26 protein-coding genes are annotated in these 24,790 nt (G+C 66.2%); 21 read left to right on the forward strand and 5 right to left on the reverse strand.

Annotation, left to right across the window (positions count from 1 at the left end; genetic code table 11):
• Positions 1-5: 5 nt before the first annotated feature.
• From cmk to cysM, 10 genes are all read left to right on the forward strand, one after another.
• Positions 6-692, forward strand: coding sequence for a (d)CMP kinase (gene cmk / locus WS57_RS22830; protein ID WP_040126898.1), 687 nt, complete (start codon positions 6-8; stop codon positions 690-692).
• Positions 693-834: 142 nt separating this feature from the next.
• A complete protein-coding gene (gene rpsA, locus WS57_RS22835) occupies positions 835-2,547 on the forward strand; it encodes a 30S ribosomal protein S1 (protein WP_009694035.1) in 1,713 nt (570 codons plus the stop codon).
• Between the two features lie 22 nt (positions 2,548-2,569).
• Complete coding sequence (locus WS57_RS22840; RefSeq protein ID WP_006486894.1) at positions 2,570-2,893, forward strand: integration host factor subunit beta; 324 nt, start codon at positions 2,570-2,572, stop codon at positions 2,891-2,893.
• Between the two features lie 218 nt (positions 2,894-3,111).
• Positions 3,112-3,405 (forward strand): lipopolysaccharide assembly protein LapA domain-containing protein, encoded by a 294-nt coding sequence (locus WS57_RS22845; RefSeq protein WP_009694034.1) that lies wholly within the window; start codon positions 3,112-3,114, stop codon positions 3,403-3,405.
• Between the two features lie 53 nt (positions 3,406-3,458).
• Positions 3,459-4,631, forward strand: coding sequence for a lipopolysaccharide assembly protein LapB (gene lapB, locus WS57_RS22850; protein WP_059516752.1), 1,173 nt, complete (start codon positions 3,459-3,461; stop codon positions 4,629-4,631).
• A 90-nt stretch (positions 4,632-4,721) separates the two neighbouring features.
• Positions 4,722-6,110, forward strand: coding sequence for a UDP-glucose dehydrogenase family protein (locus WS57_RS22855; protein ID WP_059516750.1), 1,389 nt, complete (start codon positions 4,722-4,724; stop codon positions 6,108-6,110).
• Between the two features lie 7 nt (positions 6,111-6,117).
• Positions 6,118-7,068: a D-glycero-beta-D-manno-heptose-7-phosphate kinase gene (gene rfaE1 / locus WS57_RS22860; protein WP_059516748.1), complete on the forward strand. Its 951-nt coding sequence runs from the start codon at positions 6,118-6,120 to the stop codon at positions 7,066-7,068.
• 63 nt (positions 7,069-7,131) lie between these two features.
• Entirely contained in the window at positions 7,132-8,124 is a 993-nt protein-coding gene (gene rfaD / locus WS57_RS22865; RefSeq protein WP_009688959.1) for an ADP-glyceromanno-heptose 6-epimerase, read from the forward strand.
• Between the two features lie 74 nt (positions 8,125-8,198).
• Positions 8,199-8,528: a ComEA family DNA-binding protein gene (locus tag WS57_RS22870; RefSeq protein WP_009688958.1), complete on the forward strand. Its 330-nt coding sequence runs from the start codon at positions 8,199-8,201 to the stop codon at positions 8,526-8,528.
• Positions 8,529-8,731: 203 nt separating this feature from the next.
• The gene (gene cysM, locus WS57_RS22875) at positions 8,732-9,634 is read left to right on the forward strand and encodes a cysteine synthase CysM (protein WP_040126902.1); all 903 of its coding nucleotides are present in this window, start codon (positions 8,732-8,734) and stop codon (positions 9,632-9,634) included.
• Positions 9,635-9,723: 89 nt separating this feature from the next.
• On the opposite strand, the gene mltB is transcribed toward cysM, so the two are convergent.
• Positions 9,724-11,073, reverse strand: a complete 1,350-nt coding sequence (gene mltB / locus WS57_RS22880) for a lytic murein transglycosylase B (RefSeq protein ID WP_081056803.1) — start codon at positions 11,071-11,073, stop codon at positions 9,724-9,726.
• 45 nt (positions 11,074-11,118) lie between these two features.
• On the opposite strand from mltB, the gene WS57_RS22885 reads away from it, so the two are divergent.
• Positions 11,119-12,042: a histone deacetylase family protein gene (locus WS57_RS22885; protein WP_009688954.1), complete on the forward strand. Its 924-nt coding sequence runs from the start codon at positions 11,119-11,121 to the stop codon at positions 12,040-12,042.
• Between the two features lie 37 nt (positions 12,043-12,079).
• Here WS57_RS22885 and WS57_RS22890 read toward each other — a convergent pair whose 3' ends face one another.
• Complete coding sequence (locus tag WS57_RS22890; protein ID WP_059516746.1) at positions 12,080-12,988, reverse strand: alpha/beta hydrolase; 909 nt, start codon at positions 12,986-12,988, stop codon at positions 12,080-12,082.
• A 214-nt stretch (positions 12,989-13,202) separates the two neighbouring features.
• Between WS57_RS22890 and WS57_RS22895 the strand changes: the two genes are divergently transcribed.
• From WS57_RS22895 to WS57_RS22915, 5 genes are all read left to right on the forward strand, one after another.
• A complete protein-coding gene (locus WS57_RS22895) occupies positions 13,203-14,237 on the forward strand; it encodes a methionine ABC transporter ATP-binding protein (RefSeq protein WP_040126905.1) in 1,035 nt (344 codons plus the stop codon).
• The gene (locus tag WS57_RS22900; RefSeq protein WP_006414357.1) at positions 14,227-14,880 is read left to right on the forward strand and encodes a methionine ABC transporter permease; all 654 of its coding nucleotides are present in this window, start codon (positions 14,227-14,229) and stop codon (positions 14,878-14,880) included. The genes WS57_RS22895 and WS57_RS22900 overlap by 11 nt, the downstream gene beginning before the upstream one ends.
• Positions 14,881-14,907: 27 nt before the next feature.
• Positions 14,908-15,705, forward strand: a complete 798-nt coding sequence (locus WS57_RS22905) for a MetQ/NlpA family ABC transporter substrate-binding protein (RefSeq protein ID WP_059600598.1) — start codon at positions 14,908-14,910, stop codon at positions 15,703-15,705.
• A 229-nt stretch (positions 15,706-15,934) separates the two neighbouring features.
• Complete coding sequence (locus WS57_RS22910) at positions 15,935-16,684, forward strand: electron transfer flavoprotein subunit beta/FixA family protein (RefSeq protein ID WP_040126907.1); 750 nt, start codon at positions 15,935-15,937, stop codon at positions 16,682-16,684.
• Between the two features lie 15 nt (positions 16,685-16,699).
• Positions 16,700-17,635: an electron transfer flavoprotein subunit alpha/FixB family protein gene (locus tag WS57_RS22915; protein WP_040126908.1), complete on the forward strand. Its 936-nt coding sequence runs from the start codon at positions 16,700-16,702 to the stop codon at positions 17,633-17,635.
• Positions 17,636-17,882: 247 nt separating this feature from the next.
• Here the strand turns inward: WS57_RS22915 and WS57_RS22920 are convergent, their stop codons facing one another.
• Positions 17,883-19,169, reverse strand: a complete 1,287-nt coding sequence (locus tag WS57_RS22920) for a D-amino acid dehydrogenase (protein ID WP_059515394.1) — start codon at positions 19,167-19,169, stop codon at positions 17,883-17,885.
• Positions 19,170-19,314: 145 nt separating this feature from the next.
• Here WS57_RS22920 and WS57_RS22925 point away from each other — a divergent pair, with 145 nt between their 5' ends.
• Both WS57_RS22925 and WS57_RS22930 read left to right on the forward strand, forming a co-directional pair.
• On the forward strand, positions 19,315-19,803 hold the full coding sequence (locus tag WS57_RS22925; RefSeq protein ID WP_009691452.1) for an Lrp/AsnC ligand binding domain-containing protein: 489 nt from the start codon (positions 19,315-19,317) through the stop codon (positions 19,801-19,803).
• 113 nt (positions 19,804-19,916) lie between these two features.
• Positions 19,917-21,083, forward strand: a complete 1,167-nt coding sequence (locus tag WS57_RS22930) for a PA0069 family radical SAM protein (RefSeq protein ID WP_069244889.1) — start codon at positions 19,917-19,919, stop codon at positions 21,081-21,083.
• Between the two features lie 12 nt (positions 21,084-21,095).
• Here the strand turns inward: WS57_RS22930 and WS57_RS22935 are convergent, their stop codons facing one another.
• Positions 21,096-21,563 carry an NINE protein gene (locus WS57_RS22935; RefSeq protein WP_009691455.1) on the reverse strand — a complete coding sequence of 156 codons (468 nt, stop codon included), beginning with the start codon at positions 21,561-21,563 and terminating at the stop codon, positions 21,096-21,098.
• Positions 21,564-21,672: 109 nt separating this feature from the next.
• Complete coding sequence (locus WS57_RS22940; protein ID WP_069244890.1) at positions 21,673-22,812, reverse strand: PQQ-dependent sugar dehydrogenase; 1,140 nt, start codon at positions 22,810-22,812, stop codon at positions 21,673-21,675.
• Between the two features lie 154 nt (positions 22,813-22,966).
• On the opposite strand from WS57_RS22940, the gene rpsP reads away from it, so the two are divergent.
• From rpsP to trmD, 3 genes are read left to right on the forward strand one after another with little or no spacing between them, the layout of a single operon-like run.
• The gene (rpsP, locus tag WS57_RS22945; protein ID WP_006400702.1) at positions 22,967-23,221 is read left to right on the forward strand and encodes a 30S ribosomal protein S16; all 255 of its coding nucleotides are present in this window, start codon (positions 22,967-22,969) and stop codon (positions 23,219-23,221) included.
• 42 nt (positions 23,222-23,263) lie between these two features.
• A complete protein-coding gene (rimM, locus tag WS57_RS22950) occupies positions 23,264-23,941 on the forward strand; it encodes a ribosome maturation factor RimM (RefSeq protein WP_009691458.1) in 678 nt (225 codons plus the stop codon).
• A 1-nt stretch (position 23,942) separates the two neighbouring features.
• On the forward strand, positions 23,943-24,737 hold the full coding sequence (trmD, locus tag WS57_RS22955; RefSeq protein WP_040126914.1) for a tRNA (guanosine(37)-N1)-methyltransferase TrmD: 795 nt from the start codon (positions 23,943-23,945) through the stop codon (positions 24,735-24,737).
• Positions 24,738-24,790 lie beyond the last annotated feature (53 nt).

Consider the following 24,790-nt stretch of genomic DNA (forward strand, 5'->3'; position numbering starts at 1 on the left):
ACCTGATGAAATCGACCCGACCCTTTCACCCGACTCCCGTCATCACGATCGACGGCCCCACCGCCTCCGGCAAGGGCACCGTCGCGGCGCTCGTCGCCGCGCACCTCGGCTTCCACCTGCTCGACAGCGGCGCGCTGTACCGTCTCGCGGCGCTCGCGAGCGTGCGCTACGACATCGCGGCGGAAGACATCGACGCCCTTGTGAAGCTGATCGACGATCTCCATATCACGTTTCGCGAAGGCTGCGCGCAGCTCGACGGCGTCGACGTGTCGAACGAGATCCGCGCGGAGGCGATCGGCAACCGCGCGTCGGCGATCGCGGTGCACGGCCCCGTGCGCGCCGCGCTGGTCGCGCGCCAGCGCGCGTTTCGCAAGACGCCGGGCCTCGTCGCCGACGGCCGCGACATGGGCACGGTGATCTTCCCGGACGCCGGGCTGAAGGTGTTCCTGACGGCCAGCGCGGAGGCGCGCGCGGCCAGACGGCATAAGCAATTGATGCAAAAAGGTTTTTCTGCTAATATAGATGACTTGCTCCGGGATCTTCGTGAACGTGACGCGCGCGACAGCAATCGCGCGGCCGCGCCGCTGAAGCCTGCGGCAGATGCGAGGCTGCTCGATACGTCGGCGCTTTCGGTCGATCAGGCGGTCGACCAGGTGCTGCAGTGGTACCGGGCGCTTGGCCAGCCTGCCTGAGAAGGCGGGCAGCGGTAGGTGCTCCGCGTCGCAAGCGCGAAGCGTGTTTTGAACCCTTAACCCCGTGTGGACTTCGATCTGGCCCTTTCAGCCTGCCATTCCGGCCGGCGTGGCACAGCGATCCATGCACAATCAGATTTTTATGTCCGACCTGCAAACCTCCAACCCGAATACCGAATCCTTTGCGGCTCTGTTCGAAGAGTCGCTGACCCGCCAAGACATGCGCGCCGGCGAAGTGATTTCCGCCGAAGTCGTGCGCGTCGACCACAACTTCGTGGTCGTCAATGCAGGCCTGAAGTCCGAGGCTTACATTCCGATCGAGGAATTCCTGAACGATCAGGGCGAGGTTGAGGTGCAGTCGGGCGATTTCGTGTCCGTCGCGATCGACGCACTCGAAAACGGCTACGGCGACACGATCCTGTCGCGCGACAAGGCGAAGCGCCTTGCATCGTGGCTGTCGCTGGAAAAGGCACTCGACAACAACGAACTCGTCACCGGCACGATCACCGGCAAGGTGAAGGGCGGCATGACCGTGATGGTCAACGGCATCCGCGCGTTCCTGCCAGGTTCGCTGGTCGATACGCGTCCGGTCAAGGACACGACGCCGTACGAAGGCAAGACGCTCGAGTTCCGCGTGATCAAGCTCGACCGCAAGCGTAACAACGTCGTGCTGTCGCGCCGCGCAGTGATCGAAGCCACGCAAGGCGAAGAGCGCGCGAAGCTGCTCGAGACGCTGAAGGAAGGCGCGATCGTCAACGGCGTGGTCAAGAACATCACCGACTACGGCGCGTTCGTCGACCTCGGCGGCATCGACGGCCTGCTGCACATCACCGACATCGCATGGCGTCGTGTGCGTCACCCGAGCGAAGTCCTGTCGGTTGGCCAGGAAGTCACCGCGAAGATCCTCAAGTTCGACCAAGAGAAGAACCGCGTGTCGCTGGGCATCAAGCAGCTGGGCGACGATCCGTGGGAAGGCATCTCGCGCCGTTACCCGTCGGGCACGCGCCTGTTCGGCAAGGTCACGAACATCACCGACTACGGCGCATTCGTCGAAGTGGAATCGGGCATCGAAGGCCTGGTCCACGTGTCGGAAATGGACTGGACCAACAAGAACGTTGCGCCGTCGAAGGTTGTCCAGCTGGGCGACGAAGTCGAAGTCATGGTCCTCGAGATCGACGAAGACCGTCGTCGTATCAGCCTCGGCATGAAGCAGTGCAAGCCGAATCCGTGGGATGACTTCAGCCGCAACTTCAAGAAGGGCGACAAGATCACGGGCGCAATCAAGTCGATCACCGACTTCGGCGTGTTCATCGGTCTGCCGGGCGGCATCGACGGCCTGGTCCACCTGTCGGACCTGTCGTGGAGCGAAGCCGGCGAAGAAGCCGTTCGCAAGTACAAGAAGGGCGACGAAGTCGAAGCGATCGTGCTCGGCATCGACGTCGAGAAGGAGCGCATTTCGCTCGGCATCAAGCAGCTCGAAGGCGACCCGTTCAGCAACTACGTTGCAATGAACGACAAGGGCTCGATCGTCGACGGCGTCGTGAAGTCGGTCGATGCGAAGGGCGCGGTCATCACGCTGACGGGCGACATCGAAGGCTACCTGCGTGCGTCGGAAATCTCGCAGGATCGCGTCGAAGATGCACGCAACGTGCTGAAGGAAGGCGACAAGGTCAACGCGATGGTGATCAACATCGATCGCAAGTCGCGTGGCATCAACCTGTCGATCAAGGCGAAGGATTCGGCCGAGCAGCAGGAAGCGATCCGCGGCCTGCAGTCCGACACCAGCGCTGCCGCAACCGGCACGACCAACCTCGGCGCGCTGCTGAAGGCGAAGCTCGACGGCCAGAACCAGTAAGCCTCACGAGGTCTGCTGAAGTATGACCAAATCCGAGTTGGTCGCGCAGCTGGCATCGCGATTTCCGCAACTTGTCCTCAAGGATGCGGATTTCGCGGTGAAAACGATGCTCGACGCGATGTCCGACGCTTTGGCGAAAGGGCATCGCATCGAAATTCGGGGTTTCGGCAGCTTCGGCCTCAACCGTCGTCCGGCACGCGTCGGACGCAACCCGAAGTCGGGGGAAAAAGTGCAGGTGCCCGAGAAGTTCGTGCCGCACTTCAAGCCCGGCAAGGAATTGCGTGAACGCGTCGACGGTCGCGCGGGCGAGCCGCTGAAGGCTGACGATCCGGACGACGAGCGTTGAGCGTCGTGCGGTCTGCCCGGAACCTGTCCGGCGAAGGCTGAAAAAAAAGCGCCCCTTGCGGGCGCTTTTTTTATTTCCGGCCGGCGCCGCATGGCGCGAACGCACCACGCGCGCGCATGATGCGCTGACGTGGAAACGCTTCCTTTACAATACGGGTCGATTCGGCGTGACGAAGGGGAGTCGCGCGCCGCGGCAATTCTCAACAAAGAGAGGGCTTCATGAAATTTATCGTCTGGCTGATTCGGGTATTGGTGTTCGTGCTGCTGCTGGTGCTCGCACTGGCCAATACACAAACCGCGACGCTGAATTTCCTTGCTGGCTACACATGGCAGGCGCCGCTGATCCTGATCGGGCTGGCGTTCTTCGGCGTGGGGCTGCTGGCCGGCCTGCTGTCCGCGCTGCCCGCGATCTTCCGGCTGCGTGTCGAGAATGGGCGCCTGAAGCGCGATCTGCGTGCGGCGCGCGAAACGCCCGTCGTCGTCGACCAACCGCCGATGCCGCCCGTCATTTAATACGGACGCCGCGCGAGTTTCGCGCGGTTTTCGTCTCTGCTTCGATATTTCGCATGGATCTGGATTTCTGGTGGTTGCTCGCGATTCCGGTGGCTTTCGCGCTCGGCTGGGCAGCGTCTCGCTATGACCTGAAGAATCTCCTGTCGGAGAGCGCGAACCTGCCGCGATCGTATTTTCGCGGCCTGAATTTTCTGCTGAACGAACAACCCGACAAGGCGATCGATGCGTTCATCGAAGTCGCGAAGCTCGATCCCGAAACGGTCGAGCTGCACTTCGCGCTCGGCAACCTGTTTCGCCGCCGCGGCGAAACCGATCGGGCGATCCGCGTGCACCAGAACCTGTTGAGCCGCACCGATCTGCCGGTCAACGAGCGCGACCACGCGCTCTACGAGCTGGGCCAGGACTTCCTGAAGGCCGGCCTGCTCGATCGCGCGGAGGAAACCTTCCACATGCTTGCCGACGGCGACTACGCGCTCGGCGCGCAGCGGGCGCTGCTGACGATCTACGAGATCGAGAAGGACTGGAACAAGTCGATCGAGACCGCGAAGCGCATCGAATCGATGAGCGACAAGCCGCTCGGCACCGAAATCGCGCAGTTCCATTGCGAACTCGCACAGGAAGCGCTGCAGCGCAAGAATGCGGCGGCTGCCGCCGAGCAGCTTCGGCTGGCGCTGGTTGCGAATCCGCAGAACGTGCGCGCAACGATCCTGTCCGGCGACGCGGCGGCGGCGGCGGGCGATCCGGCGGCTGCGATCGATCACTGGAAGCGCGTCGAGGGGCAGAATCCGGCCTATCTGCCGCTGGTCGCCGACAAGCTGATGAAGGCGTACGCGGCGCTCGGCAAGGGCGCCGAAGGCGCCGAGCTGCTGATGGGCTATATCGACCGCTATCCGTCGAACGACCTGCTCGACATCGCCTACCAGCACATCGCGGGCCTGCGCGGCCAGGACGCCGCGCACACGCTCGCGCGTGCGCAGATGGAGAAGTCGCCGAACCTGTCGGGCATGCTGCACCTGCTCGACGCGCAGATCGCGGCGGCCGACGAGCCGCGGCGTAAGGAACTTGAAATGATGCGTGCGCTGATCAAGCAGCGCACCAAAAATCTGCCACGGTATACGTGCCAGAATTGCGGTTTCCGGGCACGGCTCTTCTACTGGCAGTGCCCCGGATGCAGCGGGTGGGAAACCTATGCGCCGCGCCGCGTCGAACCGGCGATGCCGGGCTGATCCCGGTACGCGGGACGAACGCATCGCGGCAGTCGCCGGGCCCGGCCCGGCGACCCAGTTAGTCTATTACCGGGAAGCACCGGAACATCTATGAAAATCACCATCATCGGCACCGGCTACGTCGGTCTCGTCACCGGCGCGTGCCTCGCGGAGATCGGCCACGACGTCTTCTGCCTCGACGTCGATCCGCGCAAGATCGAGATCCTGAACAACGGCGGCGTGCCGATCCACGAACCGGGGCTGCTGGAAATCATCGCGCGCAATCGCGCGGCGGGGCGCCTGCGCTTCTCGACCGATATCGAGGCCAGCGTCGCGCACGGCGAGATCCAGTTCATCGCGGTCGGCACGCCGCCCGACGAGGACGGTTCGGCCGACCTGCAATACGTGCTCGAGGCCGCGCGCAACATCGGCCGTCACATGACGGGTTTCAAGGTGATCGTCGACAAGTCGACGGTGCCGGTCGGCACCGCGCAACGCGTGCGGGCCGTGGTCGACGAGGCGCTGGCCGCTCGCGGCGCCGCGCATCGCTTCTCGATCGTGTCGAATCCCGAGTTCCTGAAGGAAGGCGCGGCGGTCGAGGACTTCATGCGTCCGGACCGCATCATCATCGGCGTCGACGACGACGAGACGGGCGCGATTGCGCGCGAGAAGATGAAGAAGCTGTATGCGCCGTTCAACCGCAACCACGAGCGCACGATCTACATGGACGTGCGTTCGGCGGAATTCGCGAAGTACGCGGCGAACGCGATGCTCGCGACGCGCATCTCGTTCATGAACGAGATGTCGAATCTCGCCGACAAGGTCGGCGCCGACATCGAGGCCGTGCGGCGCGGGATCGGCTCGGATCCGCGCATCGGCTATCACTTCCTGTACGCGGGCGTCGGCTATGGCGGCTCGTGCTTCCCGAAGGACGTGCAGGCGCTGATCCGCACGGCCGGCGAGAACGGCCAGCCGCTGCGCATCCTGGAAGCGGTCGAAGCGGCCAACCACGCGCAGAAGGACGTGCTGATCGGCAAGATCGAACAGCGCTTCGGTGCGGACCTCGACGGTCGCGAATTCGCGGTCTGGGGCCTCGCGTTCAAGCCGAACACCGACGACATGCGCGAGGCGCCGAGCCGTCGCCTGATCGCCGCGCTGCTGGCGCGCGGCGCGACCGTGCGCGCATACGATCCGGTCGCGATCGACGAGGCGCGGCGCGTGTTCGCGCTGGATCTCGCCGAGGACGCGGACGCGCTTGCGCGCCTGCAGTTCGTCGATACGCAGGACGCGGCCGTGACGGGTGCGGACGCGCTCGTGATCGTCACCGAATGGAAGGAATTCAGGAGCCCGGATTTCACGCGCCTGAAGGCCGAACTGAAGGCGCCGGTGATTTTCGACGGGCGCAACCTGTACGAGCCGGACGCGATGGCCGAGCTCGGCATCGACTATTACGCGATCGGACGCCCCCATGTCGACCCGCAAGCCAACTCCCGTGAATGAGCGCACCATGACCACGCTCCGCGAAGTCGTTCCCGTGCCGCGCGCGCAGATCGCGCAATCGCGCGTGCTCGTCGTCGGCGACGTGATGCTCGACCGCTACTGGTTCGGCAACGTCGACCGCATCTCGCCCGAGGCGCCGGTGCCGGTCGTGCACGTGCAGCGTCATGAAGAGCGGCTCGGCGGCGCGGCCAACGTCGCGCGCAACGCGGTGACGCTCGGCGGCCAGGCAGGATTGTTGTGCGTGGTCGGCTGTGACGAGCCGGGCGAGCGGATCGTCGAGCTGCTCGGCAGCAGCGGCGTGACGCCTCATCTCGAGCGCGATCCGGCGCTGCCGACGACGATCAAGCTGCGCGTGCTCGCGCGCCAGCAGCAGCTGCTGCGCGTCGACTTCGAGTCGACGCCGACGCACGAGGTGCTGCTCGCGGGCCTCGCGCGCTTCGACACGCTGCTGCCGCAGCACGACGTCGTGCTGATGTCTGACTATGCAAAGGGCGGCCTCACGCACGTGACGACGATGATCGAGAAGGCGCGCGCGGCCGGCAAGCCGGTGCTCGTCGATCCGAAGGGCGACGACTGGGCGCGTTATCGCGGCGCTTCGCTGATCACGCCGAATCGCGCCGAGCTGCGTGAAGTCGTCGGCCAGTGGAAATCGGAAGAGGACCTGCGCGCGCGCGTGGCGAAGCTGCGCGCGGAACTCGGCATCGACGCGCTGCTGCTGACGCGCTCGGAAGAAGGGATGACGCTCTTTTCCGCGACCGGCGAACTGCATGCGCCGGCGCTCGCGCGCGAGGTGTTCGACGTGTCGGGCGCGGGAGACACCGTGATCGCGACGGTCGCGACGATGCTCGGCGCGGGTGTGCCGCTCGTCGACGCGGTCGTGCTCGCGAACCGCGCGGCCGGTATCGTGGTCGGCAAGCTCGGCACGGCCACGGTCGATTACGACGAACTGTTTCACTGAGCCCTGCGGCGGCGCGACGAGCGCGCCGCGCGAAGGGCTCGCACTTTTCAGGCAAGGACGATCATGACCCTCATCGTCACCGGCGCAGCCGGTTTTATCGGCGCAAACATCGTCAAGGCGCTCAACGAGCGCGGCGAGACGCGCATCATCGCGGTCGACAACCTGACGCGCGCGGACAAGTTCAAAAACCTCGTCGATTGCGAGATCGACGACTATCTCGACAAGACCGAATTCGTCGAACGCTTTGCGCGCGGCGATTTCGGCAAGGTGCGCGCGGTATTCCACGAAGGCGCCTGTTCGGACACGATGGAAACCGACGGCCGCTACATGATGGACAACAACTTCCGCTACAGCCGCGCGGTGCTCGATGCATGCCTCGCGCAGCGCGCGCAGTTCCTGTACGCGTCGTCGGCCGCGATCTACGGCGGCTCGACGCGATTCGTCGAAGAGCGCAGCGTCGAGGCGCCGCTGAACGTGTACGGCTATTCGAAGTTCCTGTTCGACCAGGTGATCCGCCGCGTGCTGCCGAGCGCGCAAAGCCAGATCGCGGGCTTCCGCTATTTCAACGTGTACGGCCCGCGCGAGACGCACAAGGGCCGCATGGCGTCGGTCGCGTTCCACAACTTCAACCAGTTCCGGGCGGAAGGCAAGGTGAAGCTGTTCGGCGAGTACAACGGCTATGCGCCGGGCGAGCAGACGCGCGACTTCGTGTCGGTCGAGGACGTCGCGAAGGTGAATCTGTTCTTCTTCGACCATCCGGAGAAGTCGGGCATCTTCAATCTCGGCACGGGCCGCGCGCAGCCGTTCAACGACATCGCGTCGACGGTCGTCAACACGCTGCGCGCACTCGACAACCTGCCGCCGCTGACGCTCGCGCAGCAGGTCGAGCAGGGACTGATCGAGTACGTGCCGTTCCCCGACGCGCTGCGCGGCAAGTACCAGTGCTTCACGCAGGCCGACCAGACGAAGCTGCGCGCGGCCGGCTACGATGCGCCGTTCCTGACCGTGCAGGAAGGTGTCGACCGCTACGTCCGCTGGCTGTCCGGCCAGGTTTAATCGGCGGCGCTGCGTCGCTAGACTGGGTCTCACGGTCGGCAGCCGCCGGCCGCTTTCATCGGGAGATCCAGCAGATGATCAGGAAATGGTTTGCAGCAGCGGCCCTGTTCGGCGCGATCGCGTCGGCATGGGCGGCCGTCGACGTCAACACCGCGAGCGAGGATGCGCTCGTCGGCATCAAGGGCATCGGGCCCGCGCGCGCGAAGGCGATCCTCGACGAGCGCGGCGCACGCGGTCCGTTCAAGAACGCGGACGATCTCGCCGCGCGCGTGAAGGGAATGGGCGGCCAGACGGTCGAGCGCCTGCAGAAGGAGGGGCTGACGATAGGTGCGGCCGGCTCAGGCGCGGCTGCGCCCGCTGCGGCGAAGTCCACCGCGGCGTCCACCCGCACCGCGCAGAAATAACGTACGCGAAACGACAGGTTCCTTCAGCCGCCGTCCCTGCGACGGTTTCCCGCGGCATGCCGCGGGCTTTTTGCGTGGGCGGGTCGACATTGCGCTTCATGCCGCCGCGCTATTCCACCGCCGCAAAGGGGATTGCCGGCGGGTACTGCGGTGCTGGTTTACAATCGTTCGATTGATCGGCCTCGTACTCACACGGTATCTCCATGGCTTACAAAACTATCGAAGACACGATCGGCAATACGCCGCTCGTCCAACTGGTCCGCCTGCCCGACGACGAGATTCGCGCGCGCAACAACGTGATTCTCGCGAAGCTGGAGGGCAACAATCCGGCCGGATCCGTGAAGGATCGGCCGGCGCTGTCGATGATCAGCAAGGCCGAGGCGCGCGGGCGTATCAAGCCGGGCGATACGCTGATCGAGGCGACCAGCGGCAACACGGGCATCGCGCTCGCGATGGCCGCCGCGATCCGCGGCTACAAGATGGTGCTGATCATGCCGGAGGACCTGTCGGTCGAGCGCCGGCAAAGCATGGCGGCGTATGGCGCGGAAATCATCCTGACGCCGGTGAAGGGCGGCATGGAACTGGCGCGCGACCTCGCGGAGCAGATGCAGCGCGAAGGCAAGGGCGTGATCCTCGATCAGTTCGGGAATCCCGACAATCCGATCGCGCACTACGAAGGGACCGGCCCGGAAATCTGGCGCGACACCGACGGGCGCGTCACGCATTTCGTGTCGGCGATGGGCACGACCGGCACGATCATGGGCACGTCGCGGTATCTGAAGGAGCAGAATCCGGCGATCGAGATCATCGGCGCGCAGCCGGAAGACGGCTCGCGCATCCCGGGCATCCGCAAGTGGCCGGAAGCGTACATGCCGACGATCTTCGATCGCAGCCGCGTCGATCGCGTCGAGAACGTGAGCCAGGCTGCCTCCGAAACGATGGCGCGCCGGCTGGCGGCCGTCGAAGGCATTTTCGCGGGCATTTCGTCGGGCGGTGCGTGCGAAGTCGCGATGCGCGTCGCACGCCAGGTCGAGAACGCGACGATCGTGTTCATCGTCTGCGATCGCGGCGACCGCTATCTGTCGACCGGCGTGTTCCCGGCCTGAGCCGGCCGGCCTGCATCGGCCGGTGCCCAGCGATAAAAAACGCCGCATTCGCGGCGTTTTTTGCTGGTGCGCGGCGCGTAGGCGGCGGCTTACTGCGGCGCGGTCTGCATGGTTGCGTCGGTGGCCGGCGGGTTCAGCGCGCCGCTCGCTTCCATTTGCGCCTTCACGGCTTCGCCGAGCTGGTACACGGCGAGCGCATAGAAGAAGCTGCGGTTGTAGCGCGTCAGCACGTAGAAATTCTTGAGGCCGAGCATGTATTCCGTCGCGCGTCCCGGCGACGGCAGGTCGACCACGGTGACGGGCGTACCGGCTTCGGTCGTGATATTGACCGTCGGCTCGTTCAGCGTCATGCCGGCGCGCAGCAACTGCGACAGCGCCCAGTGCGGCTCGGGCTGACCGTCGGCGGCGGCCTGTGCGATGCCGAGGCTGCCCGTGTCGGGCGTGATCTGCCAGACCACCGGGCGGTCGGTTTCCCAGCCGTGCTGCTTCAGGTAGTTCGCGACGCTGCCGATCGCATCGGCAGGACTGCTGCGCAGATCGACATGGCCCGTGCCGTCGTAGTCGACCGCGTATTCGCGGATGCTGCTCGGCAGGAACTGCGGGATGCCGATCGCGCCCGTGTACGAGCCGAGCACGCTGGTCGGGTCGAGCTGGTTGTCGCGCGTCCACACGAGGAAGTCCTCGAGGTTCTTGCGGAACGTCGCCTGGCGGCTGTCGCGGTTCGGTGTGTCCGGATAGTCGAACGTGAGCGTCGTCAGCGCGTCGAGCACGCGGAAGTTGCCCATGTAGCGGCCGTAGATCGTCTCGACGCCGATGATGCCGACGATCACCTCGGGCGGCACGCCGAATTCCTCGGACGCACGCTGCAGGGTCGCCTGGTTCGCCTTCCAGAATTTCACGCCGGCGTTGATGCGGATCGGCTCGATGAAGCGCGAGCGATAGACGCGCCAGTTCTTCACCGACGGCGTCGGTGCCGGTCGCACCAGCTTGACGGCCGTCGCCGAATAGCTGACGCGCGCGAACAGCGCATGCAGACTCGCGGCATCGAAGCCGTTGCGGCTCACCATTTCGTCGATGAACGCGTCGACCTGCGGATTGCTCGCGTAACGCTGCGGGACGATTTCCTCTTCGAAGGTCTGGCCTTGCTGCACCGGCTGCTGCGGCTGCGATTGCGCGACGAGCGTGCCGGCGGGTTTCGTCTGCGCAATCGCCGGCGCGGCGGCCAGCGTGGCGACGGCGGCGGCAACGGCGGCAAGCGGAACGCGAACGCGGAGCAGCGCGGAGAAAAGGGCGGCAGGCTTGCTGAAATTCATGTCGAAGCGCTCTGGCAGGGCGATTGGGTTCGGCGCAGTATACCCGACGCATCCGGCCCTTCGGGGCGAAGCGGGCGTCCGATGTGGTAAGTTAGCGGCGAATTCGCGGCAGACGATGGACATCATTGATGGAGACCTGCGGCGCATCGTGCGTCGCGGATGACACAGCTTATGGCAACCGCCTTCTATACGCACCCCGACTGCATGCTGCACGAGATGGGGGAATGGCATCCGGAGTGTCCGGCCCGGCTGTCGGCGATCCAGGACCAGCTGATCGCGAGCCGCATCGACGACCTGATCGTGCACGAGACCGCGCCGTTCGCGAGCGAGGTCGCGCTCGGCCGCGTGCATACGCAGGCGCACATCGACTATCTGCGCGGCATGACGCCCGTCGACGGCTACGTCGAGATCGACCCCGACACGCTGATGAACCGCGACACGTGGCGCGCGGCGCTGCGCGCGGCCGGCGCGGCGGTCGCGGCGACCGATGCGGTGATCGAAGGTCGCTACGCGAATGCGTTCTGCAGCGTGCGGCCGCCCGGCCATCATGCGGAACCGGCGCGCGCGATGGGCTTCTGCTTCTTCAACAACGTCGCGGTTGCGGCGCGGCATGCGCTCGACGTGCACGGCCTCGAGCGCGTCGCGATCATCGATTTCGACGTGCATCACGGCAACGGCACCGAGGCCGCATTCGCGAACGACGAGCGCGTGCTGATGTGCAGCTTCTTCCAGCATCCGCTGTATCCGTTCTCGGGCGCCGATCACCAGGCGCCGAACATGGTCAATCTGCCGATGCCTGCGCGCAGCAACGGCATGGCGATTCGCGAAGCGGTCGACATGTTCTGGCTGCCGCGCCTCGACGCTTTCAAGCCGCAGATGCTGTTCGTGTCGGCCGGCTTCGACGCGCATCGCGAGGACGATATCGGCAACCTCGGTCTCGTCGAGGCCGATTTCGAGTGGCTGACCGCGCAGATCGTCGACGTCGCGCGCCGTCATGCGCAGGGGCGCATCGTGAGCTGCCTCGAAGGCGGCTACAACCTGTCGGCGCTCGGGCGCAGCGTCGTCGCGCACCTGCGCGTGCTGGCCGGCATCTGACCGGGCCGCGACCGCCGCGCCGCTCAGCGTCCCGAGCTCAGTGGGCCGGTGCGTGCGCGTGAAGCCACGCGATCAGCGCATCGATCACGCGGTCGCGCTCGAGATCGTTCATCGTTTCGTGGAAACCGCCTTCGTATAGCGTCAGCGTGCGGTCTGGCGAACCGACACCCGCGCCGAACGCGCGGCTGCCGTCGGGCTCGGTCAGCTTGTCCTCGGTGCCGTGATAGACGAGCACCGGCACGCGCAGCGTGTCGCGGCCGCGCTCGATGCGCGCCATCGCGTCGAGAATTTCCGCGCCGGTGCGCGCGGGCACCGCGCCGTGATGCACGAGCGGATCGGCGCGATTGGCCGCGACGACGGCCGGATCGCGCGACAGCAGCGCCGCGTCGATCCTGATCGCGGGGAAGGTCGGCCACACGCGGCTGATGAAGCGGCTCAGCGCAAGCATCCAGCGCGGCACGTCGCGCCCCGGCGCGAGCGCGGGGCTCGAAAGCACGAGGCCCGCGAACGCGTGGCCGCGGGCCGGCGCGCGTTCGATCGCGTACAGCGCCGCGATCGCACCGCCCATGCTGTGCCCCATCAGGAACAGCGGCGTATTGTCGCGTGCCGCTTCGGCGACGAGCGCGTCGGCGTCGTCGAGATAGCCGTCGAAGCGCTCGACCCAGGCCCGCTTGCCGGGCGACTGACCGTGCCCGCGCAGGTCGACGGCGAGCACGGCGATGCCGGCCGCGTTCAGCCGGGCCGCCAGCGCCGCATAGCGCCCCGCATGCTCGGCGAGGCCGTGCACCAGCGCGACCGTCGCGCGCGGCGTGCTCGCGCCGTCGCCGGCCGGCCAGCGGTACGACGCCAGTTCCAGCCCGTCCGCGGTGCGCAGCCGGCCCATGTGCGGCGCCCGCATCGTCGGTGCGTGGGCGGGCGTGGCGGCCGGTGTAGTCGTGGCGGTCATCCTGGCGTGTCCCCTGTTGGTGTGCATGTGTTCCGGATCATAGTCGGTGGGCCCGGGCGGCGCGCCCGCGGCGCTCCTCTAATATCGTCCGGTTATGAAAAGATCGAAATCGATTATTAAGGGGAATGAGGCGTTTGCGGTAAAATCGGCGGCTATTCCAGATGCATCGGTGGCCGACTGGCGGGCCTCGCCAGCCGGCCGCCGTTTTGTTTACATGATCGAATTACGCAATCTGTCGCAGCGCTTCCCTGGCCCGAACGGCTGGGTCGACGCGTTGCACAACGTCAACCTGACGATCCCGCAGGGCGAGGTGTTCGGCATCATCGGCCGAAGCGGCGCCGGCAAGAGCACGCTCGTGCGCACCATCAACCTGCTCACGCGGCCGAGCGAAGGCAATGTCGTGGTCGGTGGCCGTGACCTCACGCTGCTGCCGGCCGGTGCGCTGCGCGAAGCGCGCCGCGAGATCGGCATGATCTTCCAGCACTTCAACCTGCTGTCGTCGCGCACCGTGTTCGACAACGTCGCGCTGCCGCTCGAACTGGCCGGCGCGAGCCGCGCGGACATCGAGGCCGCGGTGCTGCCGCTGCTCGACCTCGTCGGGCTGTCCGCGCAGAAAGACCGCTACCCGGCGCAGATCAGCGGCGGGCAGAAGCAGCGCGTCGGCATTGCGCGCGCGCTCGCGAGCCAGCCGAAGGTGCTGCTGTCGGACGAAGCCACGTCCGCGCTCGACCCCGAGACGACGCGTTCGATCCTCGACCTGCTGAAGCGCATCAACCGCGAGCTGGGCCTGACGATCGTGCTGATCACGCACCAGATGGAAGTGATCAAGCAGGTCTGCGACCGCGTCGCGGTGCTCGACGCGGGACGCGTGGTCGAAGAGGGCCGCGTGATCGACGTGTTCCTGCAGCCGCACCACGAAGTGACGCGCGCGCTGATCGGCGACGTGATCGCGCAGGAACTGCCGCCCGCGCTGAAGGCGCGCGTCGCCGAGCGGCTGAAGACGGGCAGCGGCCACCTGCTGCGGCTCGCGTTTACGGGCTCGGGCGTCGACCAGCCGATCCTGTCGGAGACGATTCGCCGCTACGAACTCGATTTCAATATCCTGCACGGCCAGATCGACGAGATCCAGGGGCAGGCGTTCGGCTCGCTCGCGGTGCTCGCCGGCGGCGAGCCGGGCAAGGTCGGACAGGCGCTCGCGTTCCTGCGCGAGCAAGGTGTGGTGGTCGAGGAGCTTTCGTATGTTGAGTGAGATGTTCGATATGTTCGTGCAGTCGTTCTGGGAGACGCTGATCATGGTCGGCATCTCCGGGGCGGTCGGCGCGCTCGTCGGGCTGCCGCTCGGCGTGCTGCTCTATCTGACCGACCGGCAGGGCGTGCTGCAGAACCTCGCCGTCAATCGCGTACTCGGCGGTATCGTGAACGCGGTGCGCTCGACGCCGTTCATCATCCTGCTGGTTGCGGTGATTCCGTTTACGCGGCTCGTCACGGGCTCGTCGATCGGCACCGCCGCCGCGGTCGTGCCGTTGACGCTCGCGGCCGCGCCGTTCATCGCGCGGCTCGTCGAGACGGCGCTGCGCGAAGTCGATCGCGGGCTGATCGAAGCCGCGCAGTCGATGGGCGCGACGACCTCGCAGATCGTCTTCAAGGTGCTGCTGCCCGAATCGCTGCCGGGCATCGTCGCGGGGCTGACGATCACGTTCGTGTCGCTGGTCGGCTATTCGGCGATGGCGGGCGCGATCGGCGGCGGCGGCCTCGGCGATCTCGGGATCCGCTACGGCTACCAGCGCTATCTGCCGGAAGTGATGTGGACGGTGGTCGCGATCCTGATCGTGTTCGTGCAGATCGTGCAGTCGTTCGGCGACTGGCTGGTTCGCCGGCTGAGCCACAAGTAAAAAGACCTTCATTCGTCGGGGGAGACGATGCAACGACGCTTCATGCTGAAATTCGCGGCGGTGCTTGGCGCGGCCGCGCTGTTCGCGGGTGCGCACGCCGCGCAGGCCGAAACCATCAAGGTGGGCGTGACGGGCGGCCCGCACGCGCAGATCATGGAAGCGGTGAAGAAGGTCGCCGCGAAGAGCGGGCTCGACATCCGCATCGTCGAATTCTCCGACTACGTGCAGCCGAACGCCGCGCTCGCGTCCGGCGATCTCGACGCGAACAGCTACCAGCACGATCCGTATCTGCAGGCGCAGGTAAAGGATCGCGGCTACAAGCTGATCAAGGTCGCCGAGACCGTGACGTTCCCGATGGGCATTTATTCGAAGCGCGTGAAATCGCTGGCCGAACTGAAGCCCGGCGCGCGCGTCGCGATTCCGAACGATCCGACCAACGGCGGCCGCGCGCTGCTGTTGCTGCAGAAACAGGGCGTGCTGAAGCTGCGTGCGGATGCCGGGCTGAAGGCGACGCCGATCGATATCGTCGACAATCCGCGCAAGCTGAAGATCGTCGAACTCGATGCGGCGCAAATCCCGCGCTCGCTCGGCGACGTCGACGCGGCCGCGATCAACACGAACTACGCGATGGAAGCGGGGTTGAAACCGAAGCAGGACGCGATCGCGATCGAGGGTCCGAACGGGCCGTACGCCAACATCATCGCGATCCGCGAAGCCGACCGCGCCAAGCCGTGGGTCGCGAAGCTCGTGGCGGCCTATCATTCCCCGGAAGTGAAGCAGTTCATCGACGGGAAATTCGGCGGCGCGGTCATCGCTGCCTGGTAACCCGCAATCTCCGGTACGCCCGATGGTGATTAGAGTCGATGATCGAAAACCCGGGCTTTGCGTCCGGGTTTTTTCTCTTTTAAAATAGAACGACCGTTCGCTATTGCTGACGCGCTGCAAAAAGGCGCTATCCTCGATAGCCGCGAAGGATTGGTCCGCTGGGCCGCGCAGTCACGAGGCCTCGCTATAGAATGGCCTCTGGTCGTATTCGTAACTTTGGAGCGTGTGCATGAAAATCCTGGTGCCAGTGAAAAGAGTGGTCGATTACAACGTGAAGGTCCGCGTGAAGTCGGACAACACGGGCGTCGATATCGCGAACGTGAAGATGTCGATGAACCCGTTCGACGAAATCGCCGTTGAAGAAGCGGTGCGCCTGAAGGAAGCGGGCGTCGCGACCGAAGTGGTGGCCGTGTCGGTTGGCGTCGCGCAAGCGCAGGAAACGCTGCGCACGGCGCTGGCGATCGGTGCGGATCGCGCGATCCTCGTCGAGTCGAACGACGGCGTCGAGCCGCTGGCTGTGGCGAAGATCCTGAAGGCGCTGGTCGACAAGGAGCAGCCGCAGCTCGTGATCCTCGGCAAGCAGGCGATCGACGACGATTCGAACCAGACCGGCCAGATGCTCGCCGCGCTGGCAGGCCTGCCGCAGGCGACGTTCGCCTCGAAGGTGACGATCGCCGACGGCAAGGCGACGGTGGCACGTGAAGTCGACGGCGGCGCGGAAACGCTGTCGCTTCAACTGCCCGCAGTCGTCACCACCGACCTGCGCCTGAACGAGCCGCGCTACGTGACGCTGCCGAACATCATGAAGGCGAAGAAGAAGCCGCTGGAAACGGTGAAGCCCGAAGACCTCGGCGTGGACGTCGCGCCGCGTCTGAAGACGCTGAAGGTGGCCGAGCCGCCGAAGCGCGCGGCCGGCGTGAAGGTGCCGGACGTGAAGACGCTGGTCGAGAAGCTGAAGACCGAAGCCAAGGTGCTGTAAAGGGAGCGGATAGAAATGACGATTCTGGTAATTGCAGAACACGACAACGCGTCGATCAAGGCCGCGACGCTGAACACGGTGGCGGCGGCGCAGAAGATCGGCGGCGACATTCACGTGCTGGTCGCGGGTCACAACGCGCAGGGCGCAGCCGATGCGGCCGCGAAGATCGCCGGCGTGGCGAAGGTGCTGCTGGCCGACGCGCCGCAGCTCGAAGCGGGCCTCGCGGAAAACGTCGAAGCAACCGCGCTGAACATCGCGAAGGACTATTCGCACATCCTCGCGCCGGCAACCGCGTACGGTAAAAACATCGCGCCGCGTATCGCCGCGAAGCTCGACGTCGCGCAGATCTCCGACATTACGGCGGTCGATTCGGCCGACACGTTCGAGCGCCCGATCTACGCCGGCAACGCGATCGCGACGGTGCAGTCGAGCGACCCGATCAAGGTCATCACGGTGCGTGCGACGGGTTTCGATCCGGTCGCGGCCGAAGGCGGCAGCGCATCGGTCGAGAAGATCGAAGCCGCGGCAGACGCAGGCAAGTCGCAGTTCGTGAGCCGTGAGGTGACGAAGCTGGACCGTCCTGAACTCACCAGCGCGAGCATCATCGTGTCGGGCGGCCGCGGTCTGGGCAGCGGCGAGAACTACACGAAGGTGCTGGAGCCGCTGGCGGACAAGCTGTCGGCCGCACTCGGCGCTTCGCGCGCGGCAGTGGACGCGGGCTACGTGCCGAACGACTATCAGGTAGGCCAGACCGGCAAGATCGTCGCACCGCAGCTGTACATCGCGGTCGGCATCTCGGGTGCGATCCAGCATTTGGCCGGCATGAAGGATTCGAAGGTGATCGTCGCGATCAACAAGGATCCCGAAGCACCGATCTTTAGCGTGGCCGACTATGGCCTCGTCGGCGATCTGTTCACGCTCGTGCCGGAACTCGTGAGCGAACTCGGCTGAGCGGCCTGACGCTGCAGCGGTAAGCACACGAAACAAGGGGCGCGACGAGCGCCCCTTTTTTTGTGCCATCGGCATCGGCAGAAGACAAAAGAACGAGACGCGTCACGCGCGAGTGCGCCAGCGGCGCGCGTCGATGAAAACTTCGTTCCGCCGCCGATCGGCAGCAGGCAGGCCGCAAAAACGAAAAAGCGCCCGCGAGGGCGCCTGGTTTGTCGCACCGACCGGCCCGCATGCGGGCCGTCGCGGCTTATGCGTAGGCCGGACGCGTCTGGCCCGCGACATCCTTCAGGTAGCGGTGCACCGACAGGTCGTCGGCCTGGATCGCCGGCTTCTTGCCCGAGATCAGATCCGCGAGCAGCTGGCCCGAACCGCACGACATCGTCCAGCCGAGCGTGCCGTGGCCGGTGTTCAGGAACAGGTTCGACACCGGCGTGCGGCCGACGATCGGCGTGCCGTCCGGCGTCATCGGGCGCAGGCCCGTCCAGAACGTCGCCTTCGACGTGTCGCCGCCGCCCGGGAACAGGTCGTTCACGCACATTTCGAGCGTCTCGCGGCGTGCCGCGCGCAGGGTCTTGTCGAAGCCGACGATCTCCGCCATGCCGCCGACGCGGATCCGCTGATCGAAGCGCGTGATCGCGATCTTGTAGGTCTCGTCGAGCACGGTCGACACCGGCGCGGCCGCCGCATCGACGATCGGCGCGGTGATCGAATAGCCCTTCAGCGGATAGACGGGGATCTTCATCAGGTTCGCGATGAAGTTCGTCGAGTACGAGCCGAGCGCGACGACGTACGCGTCAGCGCGCACCGTCTCGCTGCCGCACTGCACGCCGGCGATCCTGCCGCCCGCGATTGCGAGTGCGTCGATCGGCGTGTTGTAGCGGAATTTCACGCCCAGCGATTCGGCGAGCGCGGCGAGGCGCGTCGTGAACAGCTGGCAGTCGCCCGTTTCGTCGCCCGGCAGGCGCAGGCCGCCCGTCAGCTTGTGCGACACGGCGGCGAGCGCCGGTTCGGCGTTCTTCAGCTCGGCCGGCGACAGCAGTTCGAACGGCACGTTCGCTTCCTGCAGCACGGCGATGTCCTTCGCCGCGCCGTCGAGCTGCTGCTGCGTGCGGAACAGTTGCAGCGTGCCGCCCGTGCGGCCTTCGTACTGGATGCCGGTGTCGGCGCGCAGCGCCTGCAGGCAGTCGCGGCTGTATTCGGCGAGACGGACCATGCGGCCCTTGTTCACGGCATAGCGCTCGGCCGTGCAGTTGCGCAGCATCTGCCACATCCACTGGAGCTGGAAGCGCGTGCCGTCGAGGCGGATCGCGAGCGGCGCATGCTTTTCGAACATCCACTTGACGGCCTTGAGCGGCACGCCGGGCGCAGCCCACGGCGCCGCATAACCCGGCGAGATCTGGCCGGCGTTCGCGAAGCTCGTCTCGAGCGCCGGGCCGGCTTCCCGGTCGATCACCGTGACTTCATGACCGGCGCGTGCGAGGTAATACGCGCTCGCCACGCCCACCACACCGCTGCCCAGAATGACGACTCGCATAGCTGCTCCAGATGGAAGGAATCAGGTCGAGGCCGGGCGCACCTGCGTCTCCGTGTAACCTCTATCTGATCTAGTTTTTTGCGCTATGGTATTGTCGAATGTGTAGGTTTTGTTATCGTATTTTTTAGGTTTTCAGCAGAAACAAATGAGAACGCAACGTCAGCCCGTACGCACGCTCGACAAGCTCGACCGGCGCATCCTCAAGCTGCTCCAGAACGACGGCCGGATGGCGATGAAGGACCTCGCGGAACAGGTCGGACTGACTGTCACGCCGTGCATCGAGCGCGTGCGGCGGATGGAGCGCGACGGCGTGATCACCGGCTATCACGCGCGCGTCGATCCGGCCCAGCTCGGCGCGGCGCTGCTCGTGTTCGTCGAGATCACGCTTGGCCACAAGGGCGGCAACATGTTCGAGCAGTTCCGCCGCGAGGTGATGAAGATCGACGAGGTGCTGGAATGCCATCTCGTGTCGGGCGATTTCGACTATCTGATCAAGGCGCGCATCGGCGAGATGGCCGACTACCGGAAGCTGCTCGGCGACATCCTGCTGCAGCTGCCCGGCGCCGTGCAGTCGAAGAGCTATGTGGTGATGGAGGAAATCAAGGAGACGCTGACGATCTCCGTCGGCGAATGAGCGCCTGACGGCGTACGCCGGGCCCCGCGTCGGACCCCTTATCCCGTGCTTGGCATGCTGCGCCCAATACTGTATAAATATCCAGTATTGGGCGCAGGCGAACGGGTGGGCATATGGACGATCGGTCCGACAACGAATTTCCGATAGCGCCGCCCGAGCCCCGCAAGGGGCGCGGTGCGGTCGACAATCTGCAGGGACGGTACGAGACGGCGCTGCGCGAAGCCGTCGACGACGGCTGGACGCACGAGTCGGACGATGCTGACCTTCCCGCGCCGCTGCGCACGCAGGTGTTCGAGGAGCGCGCGAAGAGCATACTCACGCACAACCAGTCGCCGGACATTCCGTTCAGCGTGTCGCTCAATCCGTATCGCGGCTGCGAGCACGGTTGCATCTACTGTTTCGCGCGGCCGACGCACAGCTATCTCGGCCTGTCGCCGGGGCTCGATTTCGAAAGCCGGATCTACGCGAAGATCAACGCGGCCGAACTGCTCGAGCGCGAGATTTCACGCAAGCGCTACGTCCCGGAGCCGATCGCGCTGGGCGTCAATACCGACGCGTACCAGCCGGTCGAGCGCGACCTGCGCATCACGCGCGGCGTGATCCAGGTGATGCACGACCACGGGCTGCCGTTTGCGGCGATCACGAAATCGTCGCTGATCGAGCGCGATCTCGACCTGATCGCGCCGATGGCCGAGCGCGGGCAGGTGATGGCCGCCGTCACGATCACGACGCTCGACGCCGATCTTGCCCGCACGCTGGAGCCGCGCGCGGCGACGCCGGCACGGCGGCTGCGCACGATCCGCGCGCTGCGCGACGCGGGCGTGCCGGTCGGCGTGAGCATCGCGCCGATGATTCCGTTCGTCACCGAGCCCGATATGGAGCGCGTGCTCGAGGCGTGTGCGGAAGCCGGCGCGACGCATGCGAGCTACATCATCCTGCGGCTGCCGTGGGAGGTCGCGCCGCTGTTCAAGAACTGGCTGGCCGCGCATTTCCCCGATCGCGCGGAGCGCGTGATGAATCGCGTGCGCGACATGCGCGGCGGCAAGGACTACGACTCGGATTTCTCGAAGCGGATGAAGGGCGAGGGGATCTGGGCCGACCTGCTGAGGCAGCGCTTCCGCCAGGCGGTCAAGCGGCTCGGCTTGAACGAGCGCCGCCACGGCATCCTCGATCTGTCGCAGTTTCGCGGCGCATCGGCGAGTGTCGCGGCAGCGCCGCGTAGCCCCGTCCGGGCGGCCGTCGCGAAGTCGCGCGACGACATGCAGCTGAGCCTGTTCTGAGCGGCGCGGCGCTTATTGCGAAAGCTGCTTCGCCGCTTCGACCTGCGACTCGAAATACGTCTGGAACGACAGCGCGAGCGCGGTCATCAGCAGGAATGCGCCGATCAGCAGCGAGAAGATGACGATGAAGATCACCGTCCAGCCGGAGCGGCTGTGCTTGCCGGTGTCGGCATTGAACTGCGCATCCCACTTCTCGTCGGGGCGCAGCCCGTAGACGAGCGCGGCCAGGAACGCGGCGAGCAGCGAGATCGCGCCGGGCACCGCGAGCCACCAGCCGAGGCCGGCGCTGCGCTGGGTCGCCGCGAGCAGCAGGAAGCCGGGGATGCCGACCAGCGTCGCGAGCAGGTGCGCCCAGCCGTATACGTCCCGAAAGCCGTACAGATAGAAGCGGTGCGCGCCGAGCGAGCCGAGCAGGAACGCGAGGGCGGCGGTGAGCGTCTTGGAGCGGAAACGGCGGGAAGGGGCGGTGCTGCTGGACATGGATGGCGGCGTATTGTCGTTGGCATGGGCAGCCGGCGGGCCGGCGCGGGCGCGCGGCCCGGCACGCATTCTACGATGCCCGGTCGGGCCCGGTCACCCCTGGCCTGCGTCAAGGTGCCGCATAGGTGACGCGGTAGATGGCGCCGGCGTAATCGTCGCTGATGAGCAGCGAGCCGTCCGGCAGCGGCAGCACGTCGGCGGGGCGTCCCCATACGGTGCCGTCGGCGCGCAGCCAGCCGGTGACGAACGGTGTCTGCCGGGCGTGGCTGCCGTCCGCGGACACCACCGCGCGCACCACGCGATAACCGACCTTCGTGCTGCGGTTCCACGAGCCGTGCTCGGCGATGAACACGTTGTTGCGGTACGACGCAGGGAACATCGGCCCCGTATAGAAGCGCATCCCCAGCGCCGCGACGTGTGCGCCGAGCTTCAGCACGGGCGGCGCATAGCGGCGGCACGCGTCGGCGCTGCCGAATTCGGGGTCGGGCGTGTCGCCGCCATGACAATACGGAAAGCCGAAATCAAGGCCCGCGTGCGGCGCACGGTTGAGCTTGTCGTCGGGCACGTCGTCGCCCATCATGTCGCGACCGTTATCGGTAAACCACAGCTCGCGCGAATCGGGGTGCCATGCGAAGCCAACCGTATTGCGCACACCGCGCGCGAACACCTCGCGTCCGCTGCCGTCGGCGTTCATGCGTGCGATGATCGCGTAGCGGCTCCGATCGGCGAGGCAGACGTTGCACGGCGCGCCGGTCGGCACGTAGAGCTTGCCGTCCGGGCCGAACGCAATGAATTTCCAGCCGTGGTGGTGCTCGGTCGGCAGCGCGTCGGTCACGACCGCCGGCGCGGGCGGGTTGGCGAGGCGGTCGTCGACGTGGTCGATGCGCAGGATGCGCGACACCGCGGATAGATAGAGCGCGCCGTTGCGGTACGCGACGCCGACCGGCATGTCGAGCCCGGATGCGATCACGTGGTGGGCGCTGATCCGGCCCTCGTGCATCACGAATGCATGCACGCGTCCTTCGCGGCTGCCGACATACAGAATGCCGCGCGGCGACCAGGCCATTTCGCGCGCGCTCGGCACCGCATCGGTCAGCACGTCCACGTGGAAGCCGGGCGGCACGACGAGTTCGCCGACCGGCAGCGGCGCGGCGGCGCACGTGGCGGATGCGAGGCAGGCAAGGCCGGCAAGCAGCCCCGCGAGGCGGTGCTGCGCGCGGCGCGGGAGGGCGGCGCGAAGGAGCGGCATGGCGGCGGGAAACGGTCGCGAACACGACGATTGTATGCCCGGCCCGCAGGTCGCCCGCGGATTTTTTGCGCGTAAGTGTTTGTTGTACCTCCAGTTTCCAGCTATAATCGCGTGTTTCAGTAGTTTCGAACCCGGTTTTCCCGAAGGATTTCATATGGTTATCATCCGTCTGGCTCGCGGCGGCTCGAAGAAGCGCCCGTTCTACAACATCGTCGCTACCGATTCGCGCAACCGTCGTGACGGCCGCTTCATCGAGCGCGTCGGCTTCTACAACCCGGTCGCGACGAAGGGCGAAGCCCTGCGTATCGCCCAGGATCGCCTGACGTACTGGCAAGGTGTTGGCGCGCAACTGTCGCCGACCGTCCAGCGTCTCGTGAAGGAAGCGCAAAAGGCGCAGCCGGCTGCCTGACATGGCGCGGTGTGCCGGTCGTGCCGGCTGTGAGGTGTATTGATGTCGGATCACGATTCCGGTAACGCAAGGCGCGGGCGAGCGTCGTTCGGCGCATTCGTCCGCAAGCCGGTCGAGCGCGGCGATGCCGCGAGCGCCGGTGCGGCTGCCGGGCAAGGCAGTCTCGAAGCGGTGCAAACCCTCCCCGACGACGCCGTCGAGGTGGGGGCGGTGGTCGACGCCTACGGCCTGAAAGGCTGGCTCAAGGTGGCGGCTCACGCCGACGCCGGTCGCGGCGGCGACGCGCTGCTCAAGGCGCGCCGCTGGTGGCTGGAAAAGGGTGCGCAGCGGTTTTCCGCTCGCATCATGCAGTCGAAGACGCACGGCGACACGGTCGTCGCGCAAACCGCGGGCGTCAGCGACCGCGATGCCGCGCTGGCTTTGCGCGGCTTTCGCGTGTTCGTGCGCCGGGAAGATTTCCCGGCACTGGCCGCGGACGAATTCTACTGGGTCGACCTGATCGGCCTTGAGGTCGTCAACGAGCAATCGGTGGCGCTCGGCAAGGTGGCCGGGATGATCGACAACAGCGCGCATTCGATCATGCGCGTCGAGTATCCGGCGGTCGGCAAGGATGGTCGGCCCGTCACGGCCGAGCGGCTGATTCCGTTCGTCGGCGTATACGTGAAGACGGTGGACCAGGCGGCGCGTCGCATTGTCGTCGACTGGGAAGCCGATTACTGAAATGAACCAGGCTACGGAGCGCGCGGTGCAGTTCGATGTCGTCTCGCTCTTTCCCGAAATGTTTCGCGCGCTGACCGACTGGGGCATCACCAGCCGGGCCATCAAGCAGGAGCGCTTCGGGCTGCGTACCTGGAACCCGCGTGATTTCACGACGGACAACTACCGCACGGTCGACGATCGTCCGTACGGCGGCGGTCCGGGCATGGTGATGCTGGCCAGGCCGCTCGAGGCCGCGATCGACGCCGCGAAAGCGGCGCAGGCGGAGCAGGGCATCGCGAGCACGCGCGTCGTGATGATGTCGCCGCAGGGCGCGCCGTTCACGCATGAACGTGCGGTCCGGATGGCGCAGGAACCCGGCGTCGTCGTGCTGTGCGGCCGCTACGAAGCGATCGATCAGCGCCTGCTCGATCGCTGCGTCGACGAGGAGATCAGCCTCGGCGATTTCGTGCTGTCGGGCGGCGAGTTGCCGGCGATGGCGATGATGGATGCCGTCGTGCGCCTGTTGCCGGGCGTGCTGAACGATGCGCAGTCGGCCGTGCAGGACAGCTTCGTCGACGGCCTGCTCGATTGTCCGCACTACACGCGTCCCGAGGAATACGAGGGCGTGCGCGTGCCGGACGTGCTGCTCGGCGGGCATCATGCCGAGATCGAGAAGTGGCGGCGCCAGGAAGCATTGAGGAATACGTGGCGGAAGCGGCCGGACCTGATCGTCCGGGCGCGCCGCGAGAAGTTGCTGAGCCGTGCCGACGAGGCATGGCTTGCGAACCTCGCACGCGAAGCGAAGAACGCCTCCTGAGGCGGCGTCGCGGGCGGGAAATGGCGGTGCCGTGCATGCGTGTGCGGCGCCTG

The organism is Burkholderia pseudomultivorans, assembly GCF_001718415.1.
Lineage (GTDB): Bacteria > Pseudomonadota > Gammaproteobacteria > Burkholderiales > Burkholderiaceae > Burkholderia > Burkholderia pseudomultivorans_A.

Excerpts from the sequence above, each read along its gene's own strand:
- cmk (WP_040126898.1), top strand. The coding sequence starts at position 6 with ATGAAATCGACCCGACCCTTTCACCCGACTCCCGTCATCACGATCGAC.
- rpsA (WP_009694035.1), top strand. The coding sequence starts at position 835 with ATGTCCGACCTGCAAACCTCCAACCCGAATACCGAATCCTTTGCGGCT.
- WS57_RS22840 (WP_006486894.1), top strand. The coding sequence starts at position 2,570 with ATGACCAAATCCGAGTTGGTCGCGCAGCTGGCATCGCGATTTCCGCAA.
- WS57_RS22845 (WP_009694034.1), top strand. The coding sequence starts at position 3,112 with ATGAAATTTATCGTCTGGCTGATTCGGGTATTGGTGTTCGTGCTGCTG.
- lapB (WP_059516752.1), top strand. The coding sequence starts at position 3,459 with ATGGATCTGGATTTCTGGTGGTTGCTCGCGATTCCGGTGGCTTTCGCG.
- WS57_RS22855 (WP_059516750.1), top strand. The coding sequence starts at position 4,722 with ATGAAAATCACCATCATCGGCACCGGCTACGTCGGTCTCGTCACCGGC.
- rfaE1 (WP_059516748.1), top strand. The coding sequence starts at position 6,118 with ATGACCACGCTCCGCGAAGTCGTTCCCGTGCCGCGCGCGCAGATCGCG.
- rfaD (WP_009688959.1), top strand. The coding sequence starts at position 7,132 with ATGACCCTCATCGTCACCGGCGCAGCCGGTTTTATCGGCGCAAACATC.
- WS57_RS22870 (WP_009688958.1), top strand. The coding sequence starts at position 8,199 with ATGATCAGGAAATGGTTTGCAGCAGCGGCCCTGTTCGGCGCGATCGCG.
- cysM (WP_040126902.1), top strand. The coding sequence starts at position 8,732 with ATGGCTTACAAAACTATCGAAGACACGATCGGCAATACGCCGCTCGTC.
- mltB (WP_081056803.1), bottom strand. The coding sequence starts at position 11,073 with ATGATGTCCATCGTCTGCCGCGAATTCGCCGCTAACTTACCACATCGG.
- WS57_RS22885 (WP_009688954.1), top strand. The coding sequence starts at position 11,119 with ATGGCAACCGCCTTCTATACGCACCCCGACTGCATGCTGCACGAGATG.
- WS57_RS22890 (WP_059516746.1), bottom strand. The coding sequence starts at position 12,988 with ATGACCGCCACGACTACACCGGCCGCCACGCCCGCCCACGCACCGACG.
- WS57_RS22895 (WP_040126905.1), top strand. The coding sequence starts at position 13,203 with ATGATCGAATTACGCAATCTGTCGCAGCGCTTCCCTGGCCCGAACGGC.
- WS57_RS22900 (WP_006414357.1), top strand. The coding sequence starts at position 14,227 with ATGTTGAGTGAGATGTTCGATATGTTCGTGCAGTCGTTCTGGGAGACG.
- WS57_RS22905 (WP_059600598.1), top strand. The coding sequence starts at position 14,908 with ATGCAACGACGCTTCATGCTGAAATTCGCGGCGGTGCTTGGCGCGGCC.
- WS57_RS22910 (WP_040126907.1), top strand. The coding sequence starts at position 15,935 with ATGAAAATCCTGGTGCCAGTGAAAAGAGTGGTCGATTACAACGTGAAG.
- WS57_RS22915 (WP_040126908.1), top strand. The coding sequence starts at position 16,700 with ATGACGATTCTGGTAATTGCAGAACACGACAACGCGTCGATCAAGGCC.
- WS57_RS22920 (WP_059515394.1), bottom strand. The coding sequence starts at position 19,169 with ATGCGAGTCGTCATTCTGGGCAGCGGTGTGGTGGGCGTGGCGAGCGCG.
- WS57_RS22925 (WP_009691452.1), top strand. The coding sequence starts at position 19,315 with ATGAGAACGCAACGTCAGCCCGTACGCACGCTCGACAAGCTCGACCGG.
- WS57_RS22930 (WP_069244889.1), top strand. The coding sequence starts at position 19,917 with ATGGACGATCGGTCCGACAACGAATTTCCGATAGCGCCGCCCGAGCCC.
- WS57_RS22935 (WP_009691455.1), bottom strand. The coding sequence starts at position 21,563 with ATGTCCAGCAGCACCGCCCCTTCCCGCCGTTTCCGCTCCAAGACGCTC.
- WS57_RS22940 (WP_069244890.1), bottom strand. The coding sequence starts at position 22,812 with ATGCCGCTCCTTCGCGCCGCCCTCCCGCGCCGCGCGCAGCACCGCCTC.
- rpsP (WP_006400702.1), top strand. The coding sequence starts at position 22,967 with ATGGTTATCATCCGTCTGGCTCGCGGCGGCTCGAAGAAGCGCCCGTTC.
- rimM (WP_009691458.1), top strand. The coding sequence starts at position 23,264 with ATGTCGGATCACGATTCCGGTAACGCAAGGCGCGGGCGAGCGTCGTTC.
- trmD (WP_040126914.1), top strand. The coding sequence starts at position 23,943 with ATGAACCAGGCTACGGAGCGCGCGGTGCAGTTCGATGTCGTCTCGCTC.